This window comes from Amycolatopsis sp. cmx-4-54 (assembly GCF_046548895.1).
Classification (GTDB): Bacteria; Actinomycetota; Actinomycetes; order Mycobacteriales; family Pseudonocardiaceae; genus Amycolatopsis.
In genome coordinates this window covers 365940-385306 of sequence record NZ_JAEBEJ010000004.1, presented here as the reverse complement: position 1 = coordinate 385306, position 19367 = coordinate 365940, and the positions used below count along the sequence as shown (strand labels likewise).

The window sequence follows — 19367 nt, the reverse complement described above, 5'->3', positions numbered from 1 at the left end:
AGTTCGAGTTCGTGATGCAGGCCGGCTCCCGGCTCGGGGACTGGCGCTCCTTCGTCGAAGGTTCGGCACTGCTGCTGGAGGTGCGCGCCCGGCGGGGAGCACAGAGTTCCTCCACGAAAACCCAGGCCTCGGGTTCAAGCTCTAAGGGCGATTCAGTGTCGATTTCGACGCCTGCCCAGTGCGCGACCGACGCGTTGTCTGCGTAACCCGCACGGGAGCCGGTGTGCTCGCCGTTTCCGACGTTCGCGGTGCCGGGACGAGGTGCCCGCCGGGACGGCTTTCCGGCCGGGGCAACAGCCCGGAGGCGTATCCGGCTTGGAAGTACGCCACGGTGTCGGTCAGGATCCGGTTCAGCAGCGCCACTTTCACCGGATCCGGCTTCGGCCGCCGGGTCGCGGCGAGGAAGGCCGCCCACCACGGCACGAGATTCCCGAGCTTCGACGCCGTCCGGCCGTCCAGCGGCGCCAGGACATTCGCCACCCCCGTCCCGATGTCGGCGGGGGAAGGAGTCCCGGTGGTCACTTCGTCCTCGACCAGTTCGATCAGCAACGGGTTGTCGGCGAGGTCGATCACCTGTGCGGGCTCCGGGGCGACCGTCTGGTCGGGATTGGTGTCGAACAGCGGTGGTACCCGGCTGACGTAGGTGACCCGGTGCAGCAGCCGCCACACGCCCTGCCCGGTCAGCTGGACGTTGCGCAGGGCCACCGCGTCCGGGTCACTGCTGGAAGTCAGCCATTCCCGGTCGATCACCTGGTTGTGGAACGTGTCGCCGTTGTCCACCGAAGGCGGAAGATAGATCGACATGAACCGGTAGGCGTCGACTTTGCCGGGGCAGTATTCGGGGGTGTAGCCGGTGCCCGCGTGGTATCCCTGCAGCATCGGATCACCAGTGCAGGTCACCGCCAGGGAGAAGTCCAGCGATTCGCTCTCCGACTTGCCGACCTGGACCTTGACGTGGCCGCCGAACAACGCGTCGATAGCGCCGTACAGACCGTACTGGGCGGTGAAAGCGATCTCGCCGGTGAGGCCGGTCAGATGCGTGTAGTCGCTGAATCCCGTGTAGACACGTTCGTGGGTGGCGGAGAACTGCTCGGTTTCGGTGTGCAGGCCGCCGGACGCGGTCCAGACGTACCGGTTGGCGATCCCGCGCGCCGGGACGTCCCGGCCGAAGTCGTAGTACTGCTTGTCCTTGATGCCGTCCAGATCGGCGCTGCCTCTTTCACCGAGACTCTCCGCCTTGAACTGGTTGTACCTGCTTCGCATGTCCGTGTCGGACTTCGCTATCTTCGCGGCCAGCCGGTAGGCCTCGTCCGGCTTGAAGTAACTGCCTCTGGCGACGTCTGCCCGTGGGTAGTCGGGGTCGTTGACCAGACCGACCTTCCCGTCCAGCGTCCCGTTCTTCACGTAACGCGGGTCGATCTGGAAGGTGATGATGTTGCGGTCGGGCGGGATGCCCAAATCGGGCAGCACCACCTTGCCGACCATCGCCCCGGTGGCGTGCAACCGCATCGCGTACAGATCGGCCGTCATCGACTCGACGAGCGCGTACCCGACGTTCAGCGGCTGGTAGCGGCGGCCGACCACCGGGTTGAGGTAGTCCGACCGGTCGGTCCGCGCCTGCTCCCACATTCCCCGCAGCCCCAAAGTGTCCGTCGTGGTGCGGGTCCACGCCGACAGGTACGTTTCATCCCGCTGCCGGGCGATTTCCAGGTTCGACTTGTGCCGGGCGCCGATCTTCCCGGTACCGGCCGTGAGCAGATGTGTCCACGCCAGCACGGACGCGCTGTCCGCCCATTTCGCGGCGACCCCGGCCTTCGTGTCGATCTCCATCTTCAGCGCGGTCTTGTAGTCCGACGAGGTGAACTTGACCGACGTGCTTTCCCCGGACCGCAAGGTGACCGTGGAGGCGTCCTGATAGGAGTTGTAGCCGAACGGGCTGTCGTAGAGCGGACGGGACAGGTTCTCGCTCGGCACCGGCGGCGCACCCTCGATGTAACCGATCAGCCTCGGCTGGGTCTGTACCTGGCCCAGGTACACCAGGTCCGTCTCGCCCATGCCATAGCCGGTGGACAACGTGAGGGCGTTGTCCACGAAGAAGTAGGCCCGCCGCATCACCGCGTAGGGTGTGCCGTCCCCATGGTTCTCCATCTCCGGGTATTCGACGACGGCGGCTCTGCCGGAAAGCGGGCGCTGGAACCGGGTCCGCGGGCCTTGGTAGACGTTGGTGAGCTGAGGTCCCTCATTCGTGACCGGTGCGGTGGAGGCGACATAGCCGGGGGAGCCGACGAGATGCCCGTTCGCGCCCCGGCCGGTCAAGTCCGCGCTGGTGTTGTCCAGGGACCAGTAGCCCGCCAGGTCCGTCTCATCGCCCTTCAGCTTTCGGTACAGGGTCGACGTGACCTGGGAGCGGGTGCGTGCGGAGCGCCAGATCCGTACCTCGGCCAACGATCCGTTGAGGTTGCCCTGGTATTTTCCCGCTTCCTGTTCGTAGGCACCGACGGTGCACTGGTCGTACCCGCGATAGCCGACGACCTCGCCGGCGGGCGCGGGTATCACCGACCCGATCGGCTGACCGTCGTGGTAACACTCATACCGGCCGACGCTGTTGAGCACGCCCCACAAGTCCGTGTCGGTGAGCAGGAAGTCGTTGTCGTTCACCGAATCCGCGGCGACATTGCCGGAACCTTCGGTGAACCACCACGCTGAAACCACGCCGTCGTCGGCGTCGGCGGCCTGGTCGCGTCGCATCACCGACCGAACCTGATCGAGCGGCAGACCGATCGACCAGAATCGCAGCCCGCTCAAGGCACCCGCGAATCGCCCTTGTGCTTCCAGTGCCACCCGTCCGGCCTTCGACGGCAGGCTGCCGATGCCGAGCGTCAGCGGTGCCGAGGTATCGACGGAGGTCACCGTTTTCGTGCCGGTCAGGGTCGCCTGCGCTGTTCCGCTCGCGAAGCCGTTGACGTAGATCGTGAGGGTGCACCGCAACGCTTGCTTGCCGCTCACCTTGACCTGGGCCGAAGTCAGCGTCACCGCGATGTGGGTGGCCATGCCGTCCGGGGCGGTCGCCTTGCCCCGTACGGTCAGCCGGGTCCGGGCACCACTCGCCGGGTCGACGAGCCCGACCGTGCAGAACGGATAGCCGTCGGCGTCCAGTGCGAGCCGGAACGATTGGTCCTTCGCGGATTCTCCCCACTGCGAAAGGATGGTCTGCCACAGGCCGGTAGTGCCGACCACCTGCACCCAGCAGTCGATGCTGAACTGGCCGTCGAACGTGAGGTCGCCGGGTTCGGGGCAGACGCCGTAGGCCGGTGGACCCGAGGTGGCGCCCGCGAGGTTCAATTTCAGGGCACGGGCAGCCTGATAGCTGACGGCCACGTGGTTCCACTCGCCGGGACGCAGGCGCGCGCGGGCGCGAACCGGTGCCGTCCCGCCGACTCCCGCGACGATGCCGATGAACGGGTCGTCGTCGCTCGAGCCGACCGCCTGGGACTTGGTGAGCTTCAGTTGTGCGTCGAGCGCGGATCCGGTCGCGGTCGCGTGATTGGCGAACACCGATTTGGCCGCGGTGTGCGCCTCGGCCAACGACCAGGCTCCTTCCAGTCCTGGTTCACTCCCGGTCAGCGCGGCGGTGTTCGTGTACCGCAGTTCCGCGGGGGTCCTCGCGAACGACCAGAGACGCACATCCGACAGCGCGCCGAACATGCTGACGTGCGGGCCGATCGCCGCGCCGATCGCCAGCGTCGGTGAGGTCGACTTCGACGGTGGTTGAAGCTTGACGTTCCGCACCGTCTTGGCCAGCACGGCGCCGACGTAGATACTCAGCGTCCAGGTCCCGTTCTGCCAGGAACCGGTCGCCGCGACATGCGACCACACGCCGGCAGGCAGGGCGGTCGCCGCCGTGAGGTACTCCGACTTCGGCTCGTGGCTCTGCGGCCGGTAGCCCAGTGTCAGGTGGCGCCCGAAGTCGAGACCGAGGTTGAGCAGCGGCTTGCTTTTGCTCTTCGTGTCACAGACCTGCAGGATGCTGCCGAGCCGGTTCGTCTTGGGGCACGGTCTCGCGTCCGGTTTGATCCACGCCTCCCAGGTGAAACCGGTGGGGCCCGCGGTGAACGCCGGGTTCGAAGGCACCGCGAGGTAGGAGCTCTTGGCGTTGTTCTTCTGGATGAAGGCACCGAAGCGCACCGTGGGCAGTCCTGCGACACCGAGGTAGTAGGACGGGGTGAGCTCGCCCAGCCCTTTCGCCGGACCGTTGTCATAGGTGAACACCGTCGCCGGGTCGCTGCCCTTCGGCCGAATCCAGGCTTCCATCGTCCAGGTCGGCCGTGGTGCCAGCTGGGTGTTGGTGAGCGCGACGCTCATCGCCTGATGGCCGTTCAGCGCGAGCGCCTTCGCCTGGTGCGCGGCCAGCCACTTGCCGTTGTCACCCGTCACCGTCCGGGTGCTCGTACAGTCCGCCGCCCGCGGCTCCCGACCGAACAGCGGGCTTTCCGGTGGGAGCGCGGCCATGGCGATCATCGCCCGGCCAACGGTGCCGTCCGGTGGCGTGGGGGTCAGCGAACGTCCTTGCCAGTCCGCCGCGTCGACCTGCCCGGGCGCGAGATCGCCGACGTCGGCCGGGGTGAGCACATCGAACAGCACCGAGCCGCCGCGCAGATCCAGGGGTGTGGTGAAGGACTGGTCGGCGACCGGCCCGGGTTTCGAGTCCTCGGAGATGGCGGCGAACACCGCGTCGGCCGCGCTCCAGGCACGCAACCGGGCGACGAAACCCGCCTGCTCACGCGGAACGTTCTCGAGTTCCACGGCGGCGTGCGTCCCGATGGTGAGGGAAACCGTGCAGTGGGCCGGATCGCCGTCCGCCGGTGAGATCGTCAGCGACAGGTCCTCGGCCGCCTTGCCGAACAGCAGGATGCTGCCGCCATGGGTGCTCAACGCGTAGACGGGTGTGTCGGTCGCCGCCCGTTGATAGGAGTAGGTCGCCGGGTCCGCGTCACCGCTCAGAATCGGCGTCGCGTTGGCGGTGCCGACCGGCACCGCTCGCCAGGTCTGCACCGCGGTCGCACCGGTGTCGGAGGTGTAGCGCACGGTCAGATCCACCGTTCCGTTCGCCGCCGCGGTGATTTCGACCCGGGAGAGCGGCATGTCGGGGCGGTGGGAGACGAGTACGAGCCTGCCCGCCGAGGCCAGGGGCAACCGTGCCGAGGGCTGGTGACCGAGGAAGTCGTAGAACGGCCGTGCGCCGGACAGGACCGCCTTGTCGGCGGGATCTTCGGAGAAGGCTCCGTTGAGGATCGAGACCATGGTCCGGACGTCTCGCGGAACCCCGCCCCAGCTCTCACGCGGCAGGCCCGCGCCGGTGCCGTAGTCGATCGTCACGTCGCAGAGGTCCGGTGCGGTGACACCGCCACGGACACAGGGCGCCACGGTCGCCACCACGTTGTCGAACGTGCTGCCACTGCGCAGGGCGATCAGCGTGAACGTGCCGGTGAGGTCGTCGTCCGCCTTCCAGGGCAACGTGATCTGGGTCCTGGTCACCGTGGGGTCGAACTGGGCGACCGCGAAGGCTTCGGTGTCCGTCGAGCCGGACGGCTGGGGGAAGTAGCAGTGCACGAGCCCGTCGGCACTGTCGATGACGGTGGGTGTGGCGGCCGGTCTCGGCGTGCCCAGCAGAACCGCGCTGACCGTGCCGGCATCGGCCGAGCGGACCGCCTTGCCGGGGACGGAATGGTCGCCGGTGCTCGCGGTGAACCGGCCGTCGTGCAGCGTGCCGTCGATCAACACACAGCCGATTCCCGCCGGGAACACCGGGATGGTTCCGTCCGGCAGCACGCCGAAGTCGTAGACCGCCAGTGCCCCCGGCAGCCCGGCCCCGGTGACCGGGACGGTGACGCTCAGCCGGACCGCCCGGCGCAGGCTCGCTTCCGTGCCGGTTCTTTCCTGCTCGGCGTACAGGCTGACACCGGCGCCGGCGGTCGGCGTCAGCGCGGTGCTCTCGCCCGAGTTCCACAGCGTCGGGGTGATCGTGAAGGTGCGTGCCAGCGCAGGATCGACTGCCATGCCGCCTGTGCCGTCCTGCGGATACGAGACGAAGGTGAGGACTTCGCCGGTGACGGCGACGATGTGCCAGCGGCTGATTTCGGCATCCGAAGTGGGCGCGAGGAGGACGTCGAACCGGCCGCCGGTGATACCGGACAGAACCGGCAGCTCGATGGTGGGTTCGTGGAAGGGCTCGTCGATCATGTTGCGGAACCCGAGTTCGTCGCCGGGACCGGCCGGCGCGTCGCGGCGCTCACTGCGCCGGTACCGCACCTCCCACACCCGCTCCATCCGCCAGCCGTCAAGGGTTTCGCCGTCACGCGAGCCACTGGTCTGCTGTGGCGGAGTCCGCACCAGCGCGAAGCGATCCATGTAGAGGCTGCCGGTGGCGGACTGGCGAAAGCACGAAATGTACCTGCCGTCGGTCACGGCGCGAAAAGGCGCGTTCGCGGGCTTGGGCGCGGCGACGGCCGAGTCGACGGTGATCAGGTCCATGCCCGCGATCCGCAACAGCGGGCGGTCGTCCGCCGACGCGGTGGTATTCCCGTCAAGACGAAGTTCGTTCCAGCCCGCCCATTCCTGCGGAACGCCGGGATCCGCCCCGGAGATACGCACGTTGTAGTACAGCGTGTCGACCACGGCGGCGGCTTTTCGGGCAAGTACCACCACTGTTCCCGCCAAGGTGAGACCGATGGGATCGACGAGCGTAATACCGTTGCAGTCGGTCGAGGGCCAGGTCTGTTCCGATGTCGTCATAACCATCCCTCGGTTCGCATCCGCCTTTGTGGAATGTCGGCGACTCTTGATGCTATTGACGGCCACCCACGCGGACACCCCCCTGGAATAGTGAAAGAAGGTGACGCAAAGTTCTTTCGGGCGGTGGTCGTTGGGCTGTTCGGGATGATGGCTTTCCGACAGTGTGTTTCTCGAGGTTTCCATCCGGGAACAGGGGAAGCGAAGACGACAGCGTTCTCGGCGCGGCCGCCTCCGGATCCGCCGTATGGCGCCTGGCCCGCGGTTAGGAGTCTGTCCGGCTCACTCGTTTCCCATGCCCGGTCGCGCCGACGGCTGCGGTGGCGATTGTGCGGAAACCAGGAGCCCACGGTTTCCGTAGCCGGTGGACGAGTTCACCACCACACCGCGGGCGGACCGCTACGCGGGATCTTTCTCCGAACTTGGCCGTGATCTTCGACCGGTCGGCCTCGGTGGTCAGGAATCTGTTGTGAGGGTGGGCATTCCTTCGCGTTCGGGCCGGCCTGACCGCAGCGGGAAGCGACGAGCTTCAGCCGCGTTGGGGTCAGCGGAAGTCGGGCGGCCAAGCAGTTCGCGTGCGTTCCTCGAACCGCGGCGGCCGAGGATGATCAAGAAGTCGACGACGGTCCCCACCCAAGTGACCTGCCTCGGCTGCCCGTCCATATTCTGTCGCGGCCCAACGCTAAAGCAACATTTTGTTGCTATAGTGGGGGGCGACCCGAGGGGAGACATGATGAAGATCCTGATCAGTGGCGCGGGAGCGGCTGGGCTGTGCGCGGGCACCAACCTCGCGCGGGCCGGGCACACGGTGGAGATCGTGGAGCGGGCGGCCCATCTGCGCGTCAACGGCTCACCCATCGACGTTCGCGGCGACGCGCTCGAGACCGCGCGCGACATGGGCATCCTGGACGCGGTACGCGAACACCGGATCCCGATGACCGAGCAGACCAGGTTCGTCGACCGGTCCGGCGCGGCCGTCGCCCCTTTGGCAGGGCAGGAGATCAACGATTCCCCCGAGGACATCGAGCTCCCTCGCGAAGATCTGATGACCATCCTGCGGCAGGTCCTGCCCGAGCAGGTGGACCTGCGCTTCGAGGAGTCCATCGTGACGCTGGCCGACGACGGGAAACGGGTCGCGGTCACCTTCGCCTCCGGCCGTGAGGGTGCCTACGAACTCGTCGTCGGCGCCGACGGAGTGCACTCCGCGGTGCGCCGGATGGTGTTCGGCCCGGAGAAGGAGTTCACCGAGCACCTCGGGGTGTACGTCGCGATCGGGGACGCGCCCGGCCAGGCGACGCCCGGCCATCGCACGACGGAGATCCTCAACCTGCCGGGGCGCTTCGCCGGCGTGGCCCGCTACCGTGACAAGGCGCTGGGAATCTTCGAGTTCCGGTCCGGGCCGATCGACTACGACCACCGCGACTTGGGCGCGCAGAAGCGCATCCTGGCCGAGGCCTTCGCCGGCATCGAGGACTGGAAGGTCCCCGAGCTGCTCAAGGCCGCCCAGGACGACCCCGAGCTCTACTTCGACGCGATCGCCCTGATCCACCTGCCTGCCTGGCACCGGGGCCGGGTCGTGCTGATCGGGGACGCCGCGCACTGCGCGACCCCGATGGCCGGGCGCGGCACTTCGCTGGCCCTGCTCGGGGCGTGGACGCTCGCCGAAGAGCTCGATCGCCACGGCGACGACCTCGCGGCGGCCTTCAGCGCCTACGAACAACGCCAACGCCCGTACGCCGCGGCGGCCCAGGAGTTCGCGCGCGGCGGGGCCGACCTCATGGTTCCCGCCACCTGGGAAGCCATCGAAGCGCGTGACACCCGGCTGCGCTTGGCCTGGCCGCGGTAGCCGACGTGGCTTCCTCACCGGTGATTCGCCGTAATACGAAGGAGTGGTCATGCGACGCAGTCCCCGCGAAATGATCGAAGAGGTCCGCCGGATGATCGCCGGTGACGGGCCCGAGTTCTCCAGCCTGTTCGCGACCGACGGGGTGGTCCGGTATCCCTTTGCCCCGCCCGGAAAACCCGCCGAATTGCGCGGACGCGAGGCGATCCGGGAGTACTACCGGGCGGGCGAGTCGAGCAAAGGGCTGCTCGACATGGCCGACGTGGAGGTGGTGGTGCACCAGACCGACGACCCGGAAGTGGTGATGGCCGAGTTCAGCCACCATGGTTGGTCACATGCGACCAAAGCGCCGTACGAGTTCCGGGCGCTGGCCGTGGTCCGGGTGCGGGACGGCCGGATCGTAAGCTACGACGACTACATCGACTCGATCGCGATGGCGCGGATGCTGGGCCGGACCCAGGAGCTGGCCGACGCGCTGACCGAGTAGCCCGCTCGAGACGACAAAGTGAGGAGCCAGGCCGACCTCATGGTCATCGCCATCCGGAAAGCCGTCGAGACGCGCGGCGCAACCGCTTCGGGCTGCCGTCCGTGACCGACGACGGCCCCACGCCAGAACCGGCCCGCCGCCCGGGCGGGCGCACCGCCCGGGTGCGGCGCCGGATTCTCGAGGCCGCCGCCGAGCTGATCGCCCGCGACGGGACCGGCGGCCTGCGCTACGACCAGGTCGCCGAACTCGCCGAGGTCAACAAGACCAGCGTCTACCGCAACTGGCCCGACCGCACCACGCTGGTCGCCGACGCGCTCGCCACCTTCGGCGCCGACGCCGCACCCTTGCACGACACCGGCGACATCGACGCCGACCTCGTCGACTTCCTCGAAGTCCTCGCCGCCGCCACCGCGAGCCCGCAGGGCCGGGCGCTGCTGACCGTGGTGGCCTCGGCGCGGGAGGACCCCGATTTACGCGCCATCGTCGACGAGGTCTTCGACCAGCGGCAGGCGACCCTGCGAGCCCGCCTGCGAACCGCGGTCGAACGCGGCGAGCTGCCCGCCGTGGACCTGTCCCTTCTCGGCGCGATCCTCACCGGGCCCGTCCAGCTGTTCGTCAGCCGCGGTTCCCGCACGTTCACCCGAGCCGACGCGCACCAGGTGAGCGCGATCGTGCTCGCCGGCGTGCGCGCCGCCGCCCCGGGCAAGCTCGACATCGAAGAAGCCTGACGCCGTCCGGGCCCCTGGCTCCGATCGGCGAACTCCTGCATATTTCCGGCAAGACCGCCGCGCCATTATCGCTTTAGCGCGTTGAATACTTGCGGGTGGTGAAGGCGGTCGAACCGCCTTCACCACCCCTCGGATTCCGGGCTAGCGGAGCTGAATTCCGCCCTTTGCCACATTGCCCCGGTTCGTGCAGTCGGCCACGGAACCGATGTACACACTCTTCGGCACCGTCGTCCAGATCCCATAGGTGGTGGTGCCGTTGCCGCACTGCGCGACCGCACGGTACTCCCCGTATCCCGCGGGCAGGCGGGAGCACTTGACGTGGAAGTTCACCCCGCTGGCACTGGTGTTGTAGGTGCAATCTGCGGTGACGGTGGCGCCGGCCACGCCGGGCAGCACCGTCATCGCGCCGCCGACGAGAACGGCCAGGGTCAGCAGCGAGTTACGAATTTTCATCTGTTTCCTTCCCCAGAAAACGACTTCGCCGAAAAGCGAGCCTCCATGTCCATCGGTGGCGCTACGCGAAGCCGCTCGATTGACATTACGTGCCGAAGCGTAGCAGGCACTGATCATCTCGTGTCAAGGAAAGGAAATTGCCCGCACTGTCGAACCGTTCAGTTTCGAATGTCTTGGGAATGGCATGACAAAACAGGCCTCACCCGATCGGAGTCGAGCGGCGATGACCAAGCGGGCCGTCGCTGGCTTGCTGTTTTCGTGCTCGCTGCCCGGCCGGCTTGGTCATGTCACTGGATGGGCTCAACTCCTCAGTGCGATCCCTACCGGGCGGGTCAGCAGCAGCGACAACGTGTGCGCGCGTCCGGACGCGAGGTCGATCCGGGCCAGGAACGGCACACCGTGGACTCGAACGGCCGCGACGGCCTTGTAGTCGGCGGGGTCGTACCCGCCGGATTTCGCCGTTCCGGCGATGTCGAAGCCGTTGACGGAGCCGATGTCCAGGCCGAGTCCGCCGATCGTGGTGAGCGTGCCGGTGTTGGGGGAGACCACCGGGGTCTCGCCGGGAAGACTGCCCTGTTTGACGAGGGTGTCCTGGTGGGAGTCGAGCCCGTACAGCGCGGTCGACGTCGCTCCGGCGACGCTGTTGGTGTAGCCGGAAGCGGCCACGCGCGGGGTCTTCGCCGCGTCCGGGTAGCTCAACGGTGTGTCGGTGGCGGCGATCGCGCCGGTGTCGGGATGCAGCCGAAGGTTGACGCCGTTGTCGGTCACGACCCTGATCCGGTCGACGACCGGGTTGAAGTCGAAGCCGATCGCCTTGCCGCCCAAGGCGATCCTCGAACCGACCGGGGTGGCCTCGGCTGTCTTGGCGTCGATCCGGTACAGCTGTCCGGAACCGGAGAGCGCATAGAGGGCGCCGGTGGCGGGGCGGGTGTCGAGGCCGATCAGCCGGTCGCCCTTGGCCAGGCCGCTGACCCGCTTGGACCACGTGGGCAGCAAGGGCCGCGCGCAATCGTGTCTGCTCAGCTTTCCGTTTTCGCTCAAGATCAGGACTTCACAGCGATCGTGCTTCCCGGTCGGCGACGCGAAGGCGGCGGTGCCGCTCGCCATGAGGGCCAGCGTCACGCCTCCGGTCACCAGCGCGCGGGTGGTTCTGCGCATGTCAGCTCCTGTCGTCGAGAAGGGATCTACGGCCGGTGCATACGGCCGCGGCGCTCCCGGCGTTCACCTGTTCCGGAGAAAATCCGCGATCCGGTGAACTTCCGCCGCTTCTGCTCCGAACACAGTCGGGCAGGAGGGACGCGGGATGGGTGGATCGGCAGGTGGCGGCCTCGGTCTGACCGGGGAGCAGGCGCTCCGCGCGGTGTACAACGCGCACGGACCGGAGCTGTACCGGTTCGCGATGCGGCAGCTGAACGACGACGGCGCGGCCCAGGACGTCGTGCAGGAGGTGTTCTTGCGCGCGTGGCGAGCGGCGGAAAGGTTCGACCCCGAGGTGGCGAGCCTGCGGGTGTGGTTGTTCGCCATCGCGCGGAACGTGATCGTCGACGAGATGCGCCGCCGGTCGGTGCGCCCGGCGAACCGGTTCGGGCTGGCCGAAGAACCCGCGGAGGCGGGGTTTGACGAACGGCGGATCAACGCCTGGCTGGTGGAGGAGGCGCTGCGCCGGATCTCCCCGGATCATCGGGTTTGCCTGGTCGAGACGCACCTGCGGGGCAGACCGTACGCGGAGGTCGCCGCGGAGCTGGGCATCCCGATCGGCACACTGCGGACCAGGCTCTTCTACGGGTTGCGGGCACTGCGCGTCGCGATGGAGGAAATGGGGGTCGAGCTGTGAAACCCGACGATCATCGCGTCCTGCGGGAAACCTTGGGCGCCTACGCGCTCGACCAGCTCGGCGAGCACGAACGGCTCAAGCTCGACGCGCATCTGTCCGGCTGCGCGGAATGCCGGTCGGAGCTGCGGAGCCTGAGCCCGGTCGTGCACGCGCTGAGCCTGGCCGAAGCCGGACATATCAGTGATCAGGAGCAGGTGACCGTCCCACCCGGTCTCGGCGACGCGGTCGTGCGCCGGATCGCCGCGGAGCGGCGCCATCGCCGCCGTCGGCCGCCGCGCTGGGCGGCGGCCGCGGTGTTCGCGTTGGTCTGCGGTTTCGGGGCAGGCTGGCTCATCCACCCGGGCACCCCCGCGCCGGGTCCGTTCGAAGCCGTGCAGGTGACCACCTCGGTGCCGGCGATCCACGCCTCCGCCGGCCTGGTGCCCCACACCTGGGGGGTCGAGATCAAACTGACCGGCACGGGCTTCGACGCGGACAAGCGCTATCGCGTCGTGGTCGTCGACGAGACCGGATCCCAGGCGGACGCGGGCGAGTTCATCGGGACGGGCACGGTGGAGATGCGCTGCAACCTCAACAGTTCCGTGCTGCGTGCCGGCGCGGACGGGTTCCGGGTGCTCGACTCCCAGGGGCAGGTGGTGCTCGCCTCCGACTTCTGACGTCCCGGCGGCCGCTGTCGGTTCGTCGGCGGAACCGGGCTTCGTGGAGGGATCGACGGCCATGACCGACGCTGGACCGCTGGGCCCGGCGAGGCCGCGTTCATGGCCGCGGCCCGGTCCGGCGATCGGCGCGGTTCGACGCCGCCGGCAAACCATGGCTGGACCTGCCGCCGACGCTGTGACCCCTAGCGCCTCGTCTCGTATCGGGTCAGCAGCACGCCGCCGGGAAACGTGCGGGTCTCCACCAGGGTCAGGTTCACCCAGCTGTCCAGCGCGGTGAAGAACGGTGTGCCGCCGCCCACCAGGACCGGCACGGTGACCAGCACGTACTCGTCGATCAGCCCGGCCCGCATGGCCGCCCCGGCGAGTGTCGCGCCGCCGATGTCCATCGGATCACCGTCCTCGGCCTTGAGCCGGGTGATCTCGGTGACCGCGTCGCCGGTGACCAGGCGGGTGTTCCAGCCGACCGTGCCGGCCGTCGAGGAGAACACCACCTTCGGCATGTCCCGCCAGCGGCGGGCGTACTCGATCTCCGCCGGGGTGGCGCCGGGCCGCTGGTCGGCGGTCGGCCAGTGGGAACTCATCGTCTCCCACAGCTTGCGCCCGTACAGCGCCAGGCCGGTCGCCGCCACCCGGTCGGACCACCACCGGAACAGCTCGTCGCCCGGTGACGAGTCCGGCCCCTCACCCCCGCTCCAGCCGAGGTCGTCGCCCGGCGCGGCGATGTAGCCGTCCAGGGTCACATTCATGCCGAAGGTCAGTTTCCGCATGGCGTCAGTCTCCTGTGAGTTGATCCCACACGTACAGACGGTCGCGGCGCGAAAACCTCATCGGTGGGGAGCAGGGAGGAGGCATGGCCCGAACGCCCGGAATCGGCACGACCCGGCGTCGGCGGCCGGTATGGTCACCGCGCGAGGTTTGCCGGGTTCGACGGTTGGCGAGGTAACGGGTGGCGAGGGAAGCCGGGCGGTTGCTGACCGGTTTCGGGCACCTGCTCGTCGCGATCCTGACCGTGGATGTCCTCGGCTCGAGCAATCTGGTGCGGGGCCTCGAATCCCACGACCTGCCCGCCGCCCAGTTCGCCGCGCTGGCCGCGCTGACCGCGGTGCTGGCCGTCGAAGTGGTGCTGGTCGTCCGGCGGCGGCCGTGGGGCGTGGCGCGGTGCCCCGCCGTCGCCGTCGTGCTGGCCGCGTCCGCGCTGGCGTACCTGGCCCTGCCGGACGGCAAGACGGCGACGACGGTCAGGTGTTCGCCCGGCGGAGGCGTTCGGCCACCTGCGCGCGGACGGTGTCCGGTGAACCCGGGGGAGCGCCGTGCAGCGCTTCCCAGCGGACGTCGTGCGCCGCCGGCCAGAGGCTCGCCGCCCACGCGACCTCCTGCTCCTCGGCGGTGAACCGGCGGCCCCGGATGTCCTGATAGGCCGCCAAGAACGCCTCGGAGCTTTCGATCGGCGGCAGCAAAGCGGGCCCGGTCTTGGGAAAGACCGCGCTCGCCGCTCCCGCCAGCGCCGCTTCCGGTTGCCACGCCAGGCTGTCCCAGTCGTGCACCGCCCAGATGCGGCCGTCGTGCCAGCGGAGGTTCTGCGCTTCGAAGTCGGCGTGGCCGAGCACGCGGGGCAGGTCGGCGGCGCGCAGACGTTCGCGGATCCGTTGGGCCGTCTCGACGACGTACGCGGGCACGGCGTCCTGATCCCGGTGATCGAGGTCCTCGATGGACGGCCACAATCCGGGATCCGTGTGGTCCCACCGTATCCAGCGGGGATTCGGTAGCGGCGGAGGGATGGTCACGTCGGCCAGCCCGGTCATCAGCCGGGCGAACACCGCCGCGTAGCGCACGGCGACGTCCGGGGAGTCGCCACGCAGCAGTTCACCGCCGGGCCTGGATTCCTCGGCGTGCACGGCCAGCGTCCCCACCCCCGTCGCGGGCGTGAGCGGCCGGGCGCACGGAAAACCCCGGTCGGCCAACCGGGCCTGCGCGGCGACACACGACGCGGCGCGGCCGTCGTCCTCCCGCGCCTTCACCACGACGTCGCGCCCGGTGGCCAACCGCAGCCCGAACACCGCCGATATCGACCGTGCCTCGAACAGCACGGCGACCGGCTCGGCTCCCAGATGTTCCGCACACCAGGCCGGCAGCCAGTCCGGCGTCTCCTCCAGTTCGGCCCCGGTCACGTAGGGGACCGTAGCGCGAGACCGCACACGTCGCTCAGTTCGCCAGCGCCGCGCCGAGGGTGCGCGCGGCGCGGGCGACGGTGTCGGACATCGTGACGGGCGACTGCGGCGGCGCGAGCACGATCGCGATCGAGCCGACCGTCCGGCCCGTCGGCAGCCGGACGGACGCTTCGACGGCGACGCGTTCGTGTTCCGCTTGCCAGGTGGGGCAGAAGCGGCCGGTGCGCTGGGGCACGGTCGATCCGGGCCGGAGAAGGACGCCGTCCTCCGGCCGGGTGAGGCTGGCGGCGGCGATCAGGATACGGCCGTCGCAGGGGACGGCGAGCACCGAACTGGCCCGGGTGGCCGCGGCCAGGCGCCGGAGTTCGCCGCGCGCGAGTTCCAGCAGCCGCGGATAGGGCTGCCACGATTGGCCGAGCCGGAATGCCTGCGCGCCGACGCGATAGCGGTTTTCGCTGCGCTGGACAACCTCCAGTGCGGTCAATTGCTCGAGTAATCGGTATGCCGTCGATTTCGGTAACGAACAGGAATTGGCCAGCTGGGTCAATCCCGCTTCACCTTGATGTCGTACCAAGGCATCCAATAGGGTGAAGGCGCCTTCGAGGACGCTTCTGGGTCTTCTCCTGGTCTCCACTTAAATCCCCTCGCGCGGTCCGTTGGGCGGAATCCTTGCTGACAAGGCCATGCCGCCGGTGTCAGGCTGGAAGCACCCCGGTCCGTATCTTCGGTCAAAAAGCGCGGACTGGGAAGAGTACGTCCACCGAACGGAAAGAGGTTCCGGCAAAATGCGAAGATCCATTCGGCTGGGGATGGCATTGGCGGGTCTGCTTGCGGGTCTGCTCGTAATGCCACCGGCCGCGGGTGCGGACGATATCGGTGTCGCCGCCTCGCCATCGTCTCAGAAGCCCGCCGCGGATTTCGACGGCGACGGGTTCGCCGACAAGGCGGTTTGGCGTCCCGGTAACGGTGTCTGGTACGTGATCCGCAGCAGCAACGGCAGTGTCGTGACCCAGCAATGGGGTGTCTCCGGCGACGTGCCGGTGGCCGCGGACTACGACGGCGACCATCGGGCCGACTTCGCCGTGTGGCGGCCGAGCAACGGTATTTGGTACATCATCCAGAGCAGCACCGGCGCGGTGGTGACCCAGCAGTGGGGCGTGTCCGGCGACGTTCCGCTGACCGGCGATTTCAATGGTGACGGCCGCTCCGATTTCGCGGTGTGGCGACCGAGTAATGGCACCTGGTACGTGCTCGGTATCGCCACGGTGCAATGGGGTGTGGCCGGCGACGTTCCGGTCGCCGGCGATTTCAACGCCGACGGGCGCGCCGACTTCACGGTTTGGCGGCCGAGCGACGGCGTCTGGTACGTGCGGGGAATCGCGACCCAGCAATGGGGCGTCGCGGGCGATATTCCGGTGGCCGGTGATTTCAATGCGGATGGCCGCTCGGATTTCGCCGTTTGGCGACCGGGTAACGGTGTCTGGTACGTGCTCGGTATCGCGACCCAGCAATGGGGCGTCGCCGGTGACGTGCCCATGGCGGGCGATTTCGGCGGCGATCCGCGGGCGGACTTCGTGGTGTGGCGGCCGTCGAACGGCACCTGGTACGGCCTTGGCCTGTTCACCACCCAGTGGGGGACACCGGGCGACATCCCGGTCTGAGCCGTGAACGGATACTCCGTCTTCCGCTCGTGGAAGGCGGAGTATCCGTCAAGAACCGACTCTCGTGTCGCGGAGGTCGGGCATGTCCCTCAATTGCCTGCGCGAAGTGATGTCGAGCTTGCGGAAGATGTTGCGGAGATGCGCGTCCACCGTGCGGGGGCTGAGGAACAGGCGGGTGGCGACTTCCTTCGAGGTCGCGCCCGCCGCGACCTGGCGCGCGATATGCGTCTCCTGCATGGTCAGGTGGTCGTAGGAACGCCCGGAGCGGCCGCGCGCGATCTCCCCGGTCGCGCGCAGCTCGTCGGCGGCCCGCCGGGTGAACGCTTCCAGCCCGATCTCCGACAGCTGTTCGTGCGCGGCGCGCAGGTGTTCGCGCGCCTCGCGGCGGCGTCCCGCGCGGCGCAGCCACTCGCCGTACCGCAGCCGCGCCCGCGCGAGGTGCACCGCGAGCGGGCCGTCCACCAGGTACCGGAGTGCTTCCAGGTGGTCGGATTCCGCGTCACTGACCATGGCCCGCGCGCTCGCCGCGATGCCGAGGGCGAAAGCGGTTCCGGCGGGTTCCGTGCGGTCGGTCAAGGAATCCAGCGCCGACCGGGCGACGGAATCCTTCCCGCACCGCACCGCGGCTTCCACGAGTTCGGGCAGCGCGATGCCGGTGAGGAAAAGGTCGCCGCTCGCCACGGCCCGGGTCGCCGCGTCCAGCGCGGCCGGGTATTCGGCGAGTCCGTTGTACAGCACGGCCGTCGCCCAGTGGGCGTTCGCGGTCAGCTGCCCGTTGCCGCGAGTCGTCGCTTCGGCGAACAGGTCGAGTACTTCCCGGCGGCGGCCGCGCATCGCCGCCAAGTGCACGCGCGGGTACAGCTGCGGCGGATCGCCGACGGCGTCCGCGATCGCCTCCTCTTCCGCGATCGCGGCCATCGCCCGCCCGAAGTTACCGGTGAGCACCGCGTGCAGCGCCACCTGGGACAGGCCGAGCCGGATGGTCATCGGCGATCCCGTGTCCCGTCCGGTCCGCACCAGCCAGTCGACGATCGTCGCGTGCAGGCCGATGTCCCACAGTTCGCCCGCGAGCACGGTGGCCAAGGCCGGTGTCCTGGTCCAGCCCGCGTCGTCGCCGGTGAGAACCCGGCGGAGCGCCGGCACACCGGCATGGTGACCTTCGGTGGTCAACCGCATCAACGCGTTGAGGAGATCCGGCGGTCCTGACGACGGCGGCGCCGAGCGGGCCGCGTCGAGAACCCGGTCCAGCACTCCCGCGGCCCGGCCGACCACGAGCCCCATTTCCAGTGCCGTGATGAAGGATTCGCGTGACCGCGCCGGATCGACGGCGGCGAGCCGCTCCGCCGCCCGCAGGATGAGTTCCGGCCCGCGGACGGCCCCTTCCGCGCCTTGGACGAAGGCGATCCGCCCGCGCAGCAGATCGACCGAGGCGTGCTGGCGGACGCCCAAGGTCTCGGTGTCGACGCTGGCCAGCAGCTCCGCCGCCGCGTCCGTGGCGCCCGCCTCCAGCGTGGTCCGCGCGGCCGCGAGTGTGCGCTCGGTCTGCTTGTCAGGATCGAGGGAAAGCGCCGCCGCGCGTTCGAGGAAAGCGGCGGCGGCCGCCACACCTCCGCGTGCCTGCGCGCGCGACGCCGACAACTCCAGCTCCACCGCCACCTCTTCGTCCGGCCCGGAGGTGGCCTGGGCCCGGTGCCAGGCCCGGCGGTCTCCGGCGGTTTCGGGGTCGGTGACCTCGGCCAAGGCCCGATGGGCCGTGTGGCGCTGCTCCGGTTCGGCCGCGCGGTACGCGGCGGAGCGCGCCAGCGGATGGCAGAAGCGCGCCCGCGTGTCGAATCGGATCAGCCCGGAGGCCTCGGCCGCGGCGCTCGCGGCGGGCACGTCGATGTCCAGCCGCCGCGCGGCCGCCCACAGCAGGCCGGGATCGCCGGTGGGATCGGCGCTCGCGAGAGTCAGCAGCCGCCGCGCGTCCACGGGCAGCTCCGCCATCCTGGCGCGGAAACTCCGTTCGATCCGGCTCGCGATCGGCGACGGCTCCGGCGGTGCGAAACCGCCCGCCTTCGGCAGCTCGATGAGCGCGAGCGGGTTGCCGCGCGCCTCGGCGAGCAGGCGATCGCGCACGCGCTCGTCCAGCGTCACGGTCTTCTCCCCGGCCAGCAGGGCACGCGCGTGCGTATCGCTCAAGCCACCGACCGTCAGTCCCGGCAGGTCGTCCAGCCCGCGAACCGGGTCCTGGTCACGCGCGGCGAACACCATCGCGATCGGTTCGGCCGCGATCCGCCTCGCCAGGAACGTCAACGCCCGCGCCGACGCGGTGTCCAGCCAGTGCGCGTCGTCGACGACGCACAGCATCGGACGCGTCCCCGCGGCGGTCGACAGGAGTTCGAGCGCGGCGAGACCCACCCGGAACGGGTCCGGCGCGCCGTCGGCCAGCCCGAAGGCGACGAGGAGGGATTCGCGGTAAGGCGCCGACAGCGTGTCGAGGTGCGCCAGCGCCGGGACGCACAGCTGATGCAGTGCCGCGAACGGCAGTTCACCCTCGAACTCCGACCCCGACGCGCGGATGAGCTGGAACTCCTCCGCCGTCACTCGTTCGACGTGCTCCAGCAGCGCGCTCTTGCCGATACCCGGCTCGCCACGGAGGACGAGCACCCCGCCCTCGCCCCGGCCCGCCGCGTGGACCAGGGCGAGGAGGCGATCGATCTCGGCTCGTCTGCCGACGAGCGAACGGGGGGACGTCGTGGGCAT

The 19367-nt window shown here is 69.2% G+C and carries 13 protein-coding genes; 6 read left to right on the top strand and 7 right to left on the bottom strand.

From position 1 onward, the window contains the following. Positions 1 to 141: 141 nt before the first annotated feature. Positions 142 to 6792, bottom strand: coding sequence for a LamG-like jellyroll fold domain-containing protein (locus ACLJQ7_RS15620; protein WP_410648926.1), 6651 nt, complete (start codon positions 6790 to 6792; stop codon positions 142 to 144). Between the two features lie 727 nt (positions 6793 to 7519). Between ACLJQ7_RS15620 and ACLJQ7_RS15615 the strand changes: the two genes are divergently transcribed. The 3 genes from ACLJQ7_RS15615 to ACLJQ7_RS15605 all read left to right on the top strand — a co-directional run bounded on the left by ACLJQ7_RS15615 (position 7520) and on the right by ACLJQ7_RS15605 (position 9847). Beyond that, complete coding sequence (locus ACLJQ7_RS15615; protein ID WP_410648925.1) at positions 7520 to 8635, top strand: FAD-dependent monooxygenase; 1116 nt, start codon at positions 7520 to 7522, stop codon at positions 8633 to 8635. A 49-nt stretch (positions 8636 to 8684) separates the two neighbouring features. Next, positions 8685 to 9119 (top strand): nuclear transport factor 2 family protein, encoded by a 435-nt coding sequence (locus ACLJQ7_RS15610; protein ID WP_410648924.1) that lies wholly within the window; start codon positions 8685 to 8687, stop codon positions 9117 to 9119. A 101-nt stretch (positions 9120 to 9220) separates the two neighbouring features. Further along, positions 9221 to 9847, top strand: coding sequence for a TetR/AcrR family transcriptional regulator C-terminal ligand-binding domain-containing protein (locus ACLJQ7_RS15605; RefSeq protein ID WP_410648923.1), 627 nt, complete (start codon positions 9221 to 9223; stop codon positions 9845 to 9847). Positions 9848 to 9988: 141 nt separating this feature from the next. Here ACLJQ7_RS15605 and ACLJQ7_RS15600 read toward each other — a convergent pair whose 3' ends face one another. Beyond that, positions 9989 to 10300, bottom strand: a complete 312-nt coding sequence (locus ACLJQ7_RS15600; protein ID WP_410648922.1) for a hypothetical protein — start codon at positions 10298 to 10300, stop codon at positions 9989 to 9991. Positions 10301 to 10600: 300 nt separating this feature from the next. Further along, positions 10601 to 11458, bottom strand: coding sequence for a DUF4394 domain-containing protein (locus ACLJQ7_RS15595; RefSeq protein WP_410648921.1), 858 nt, complete (start codon positions 11456 to 11458; stop codon positions 10601 to 10603). A 145-nt stretch (positions 11459 to 11603) separates the two neighbouring features. On the opposite strand from ACLJQ7_RS15595, the gene ACLJQ7_RS15590 reads away from it, so the two are divergent. Further along, complete coding sequence (locus ACLJQ7_RS15590) at positions 11604 to 12134, top strand: sigma-70 family RNA polymerase sigma factor (RefSeq protein ID WP_410648920.1); 531 nt, start codon at positions 11604 to 11606, stop codon at positions 12132 to 12134. Then, entirely contained in the window at positions 12131 to 12790 is a 660-nt protein-coding gene (locus tag ACLJQ7_RS15585; protein ID WP_410648919.1) for an anti-sigma factor family protein, read from the top strand. Before ACLJQ7_RS15590 ends, ACLJQ7_RS15585 begins: the two co-directional genes overlap by 4 nt. Positions 12791 to 12975: 185 nt before the next feature. Here the strand turns inward: ACLJQ7_RS15585 and ACLJQ7_RS15580 are convergent, their stop codons facing one another. The 3 genes from ACLJQ7_RS15580 to ACLJQ7_RS15570 all read right to left on the bottom strand — a co-directional run bounded on the left by ACLJQ7_RS15580 (position 12976) and on the right by ACLJQ7_RS15570 (position 15595). Continuing rightward, complete coding sequence (locus ACLJQ7_RS15580; protein WP_410648918.1) at positions 12976 to 13560, bottom strand: dihydrofolate reductase family protein; 585 nt, start codon at positions 13558 to 13560, stop codon at positions 12976 to 12978. Between the two features lie 471 nt (positions 13561 to 14031). Beyond that, positions 14032 to 14961, bottom strand: coding sequence for a phosphotransferase (locus ACLJQ7_RS15575; RefSeq protein WP_410648917.1), 930 nt, complete (start codon positions 14959 to 14961; stop codon positions 14032 to 14034). Positions 14962 to 14995: 34 nt separating this feature from the next. Next, positions 14996 to 15595: a helix-turn-helix domain-containing protein gene (locus tag ACLJQ7_RS15570; protein ID WP_410648916.1), complete on the bottom strand. Its 600-nt coding sequence runs from the start codon at positions 15593 to 15595 to the stop codon at positions 14996 to 14998. Positions 15596 to 15617: 22 nt separating this feature from the next. On the opposite strand from ACLJQ7_RS15570, the gene ACLJQ7_RS15565 reads away from it, so the two are divergent. Beyond that, positions 15618 to 16622, top strand: coding sequence for an FG-GAP repeat domain-containing protein (locus tag ACLJQ7_RS15565; RefSeq protein WP_410648915.1), 1005 nt, complete (start codon positions 15618 to 15620; stop codon positions 16620 to 16622). Positions 16623 to 16670: 48 nt separating this feature from the next. Here the strand turns inward: ACLJQ7_RS15565 and ACLJQ7_RS15560 are convergent, their stop codons facing one another. Continuing rightward, positions 16671 to 19367: an ATP-binding protein gene (locus ACLJQ7_RS15560; protein WP_410648914.1), complete on the bottom strand. Its 2697-nt coding sequence runs from the start codon at positions 19365 to 19367 to the stop codon at positions 16671 to 16673.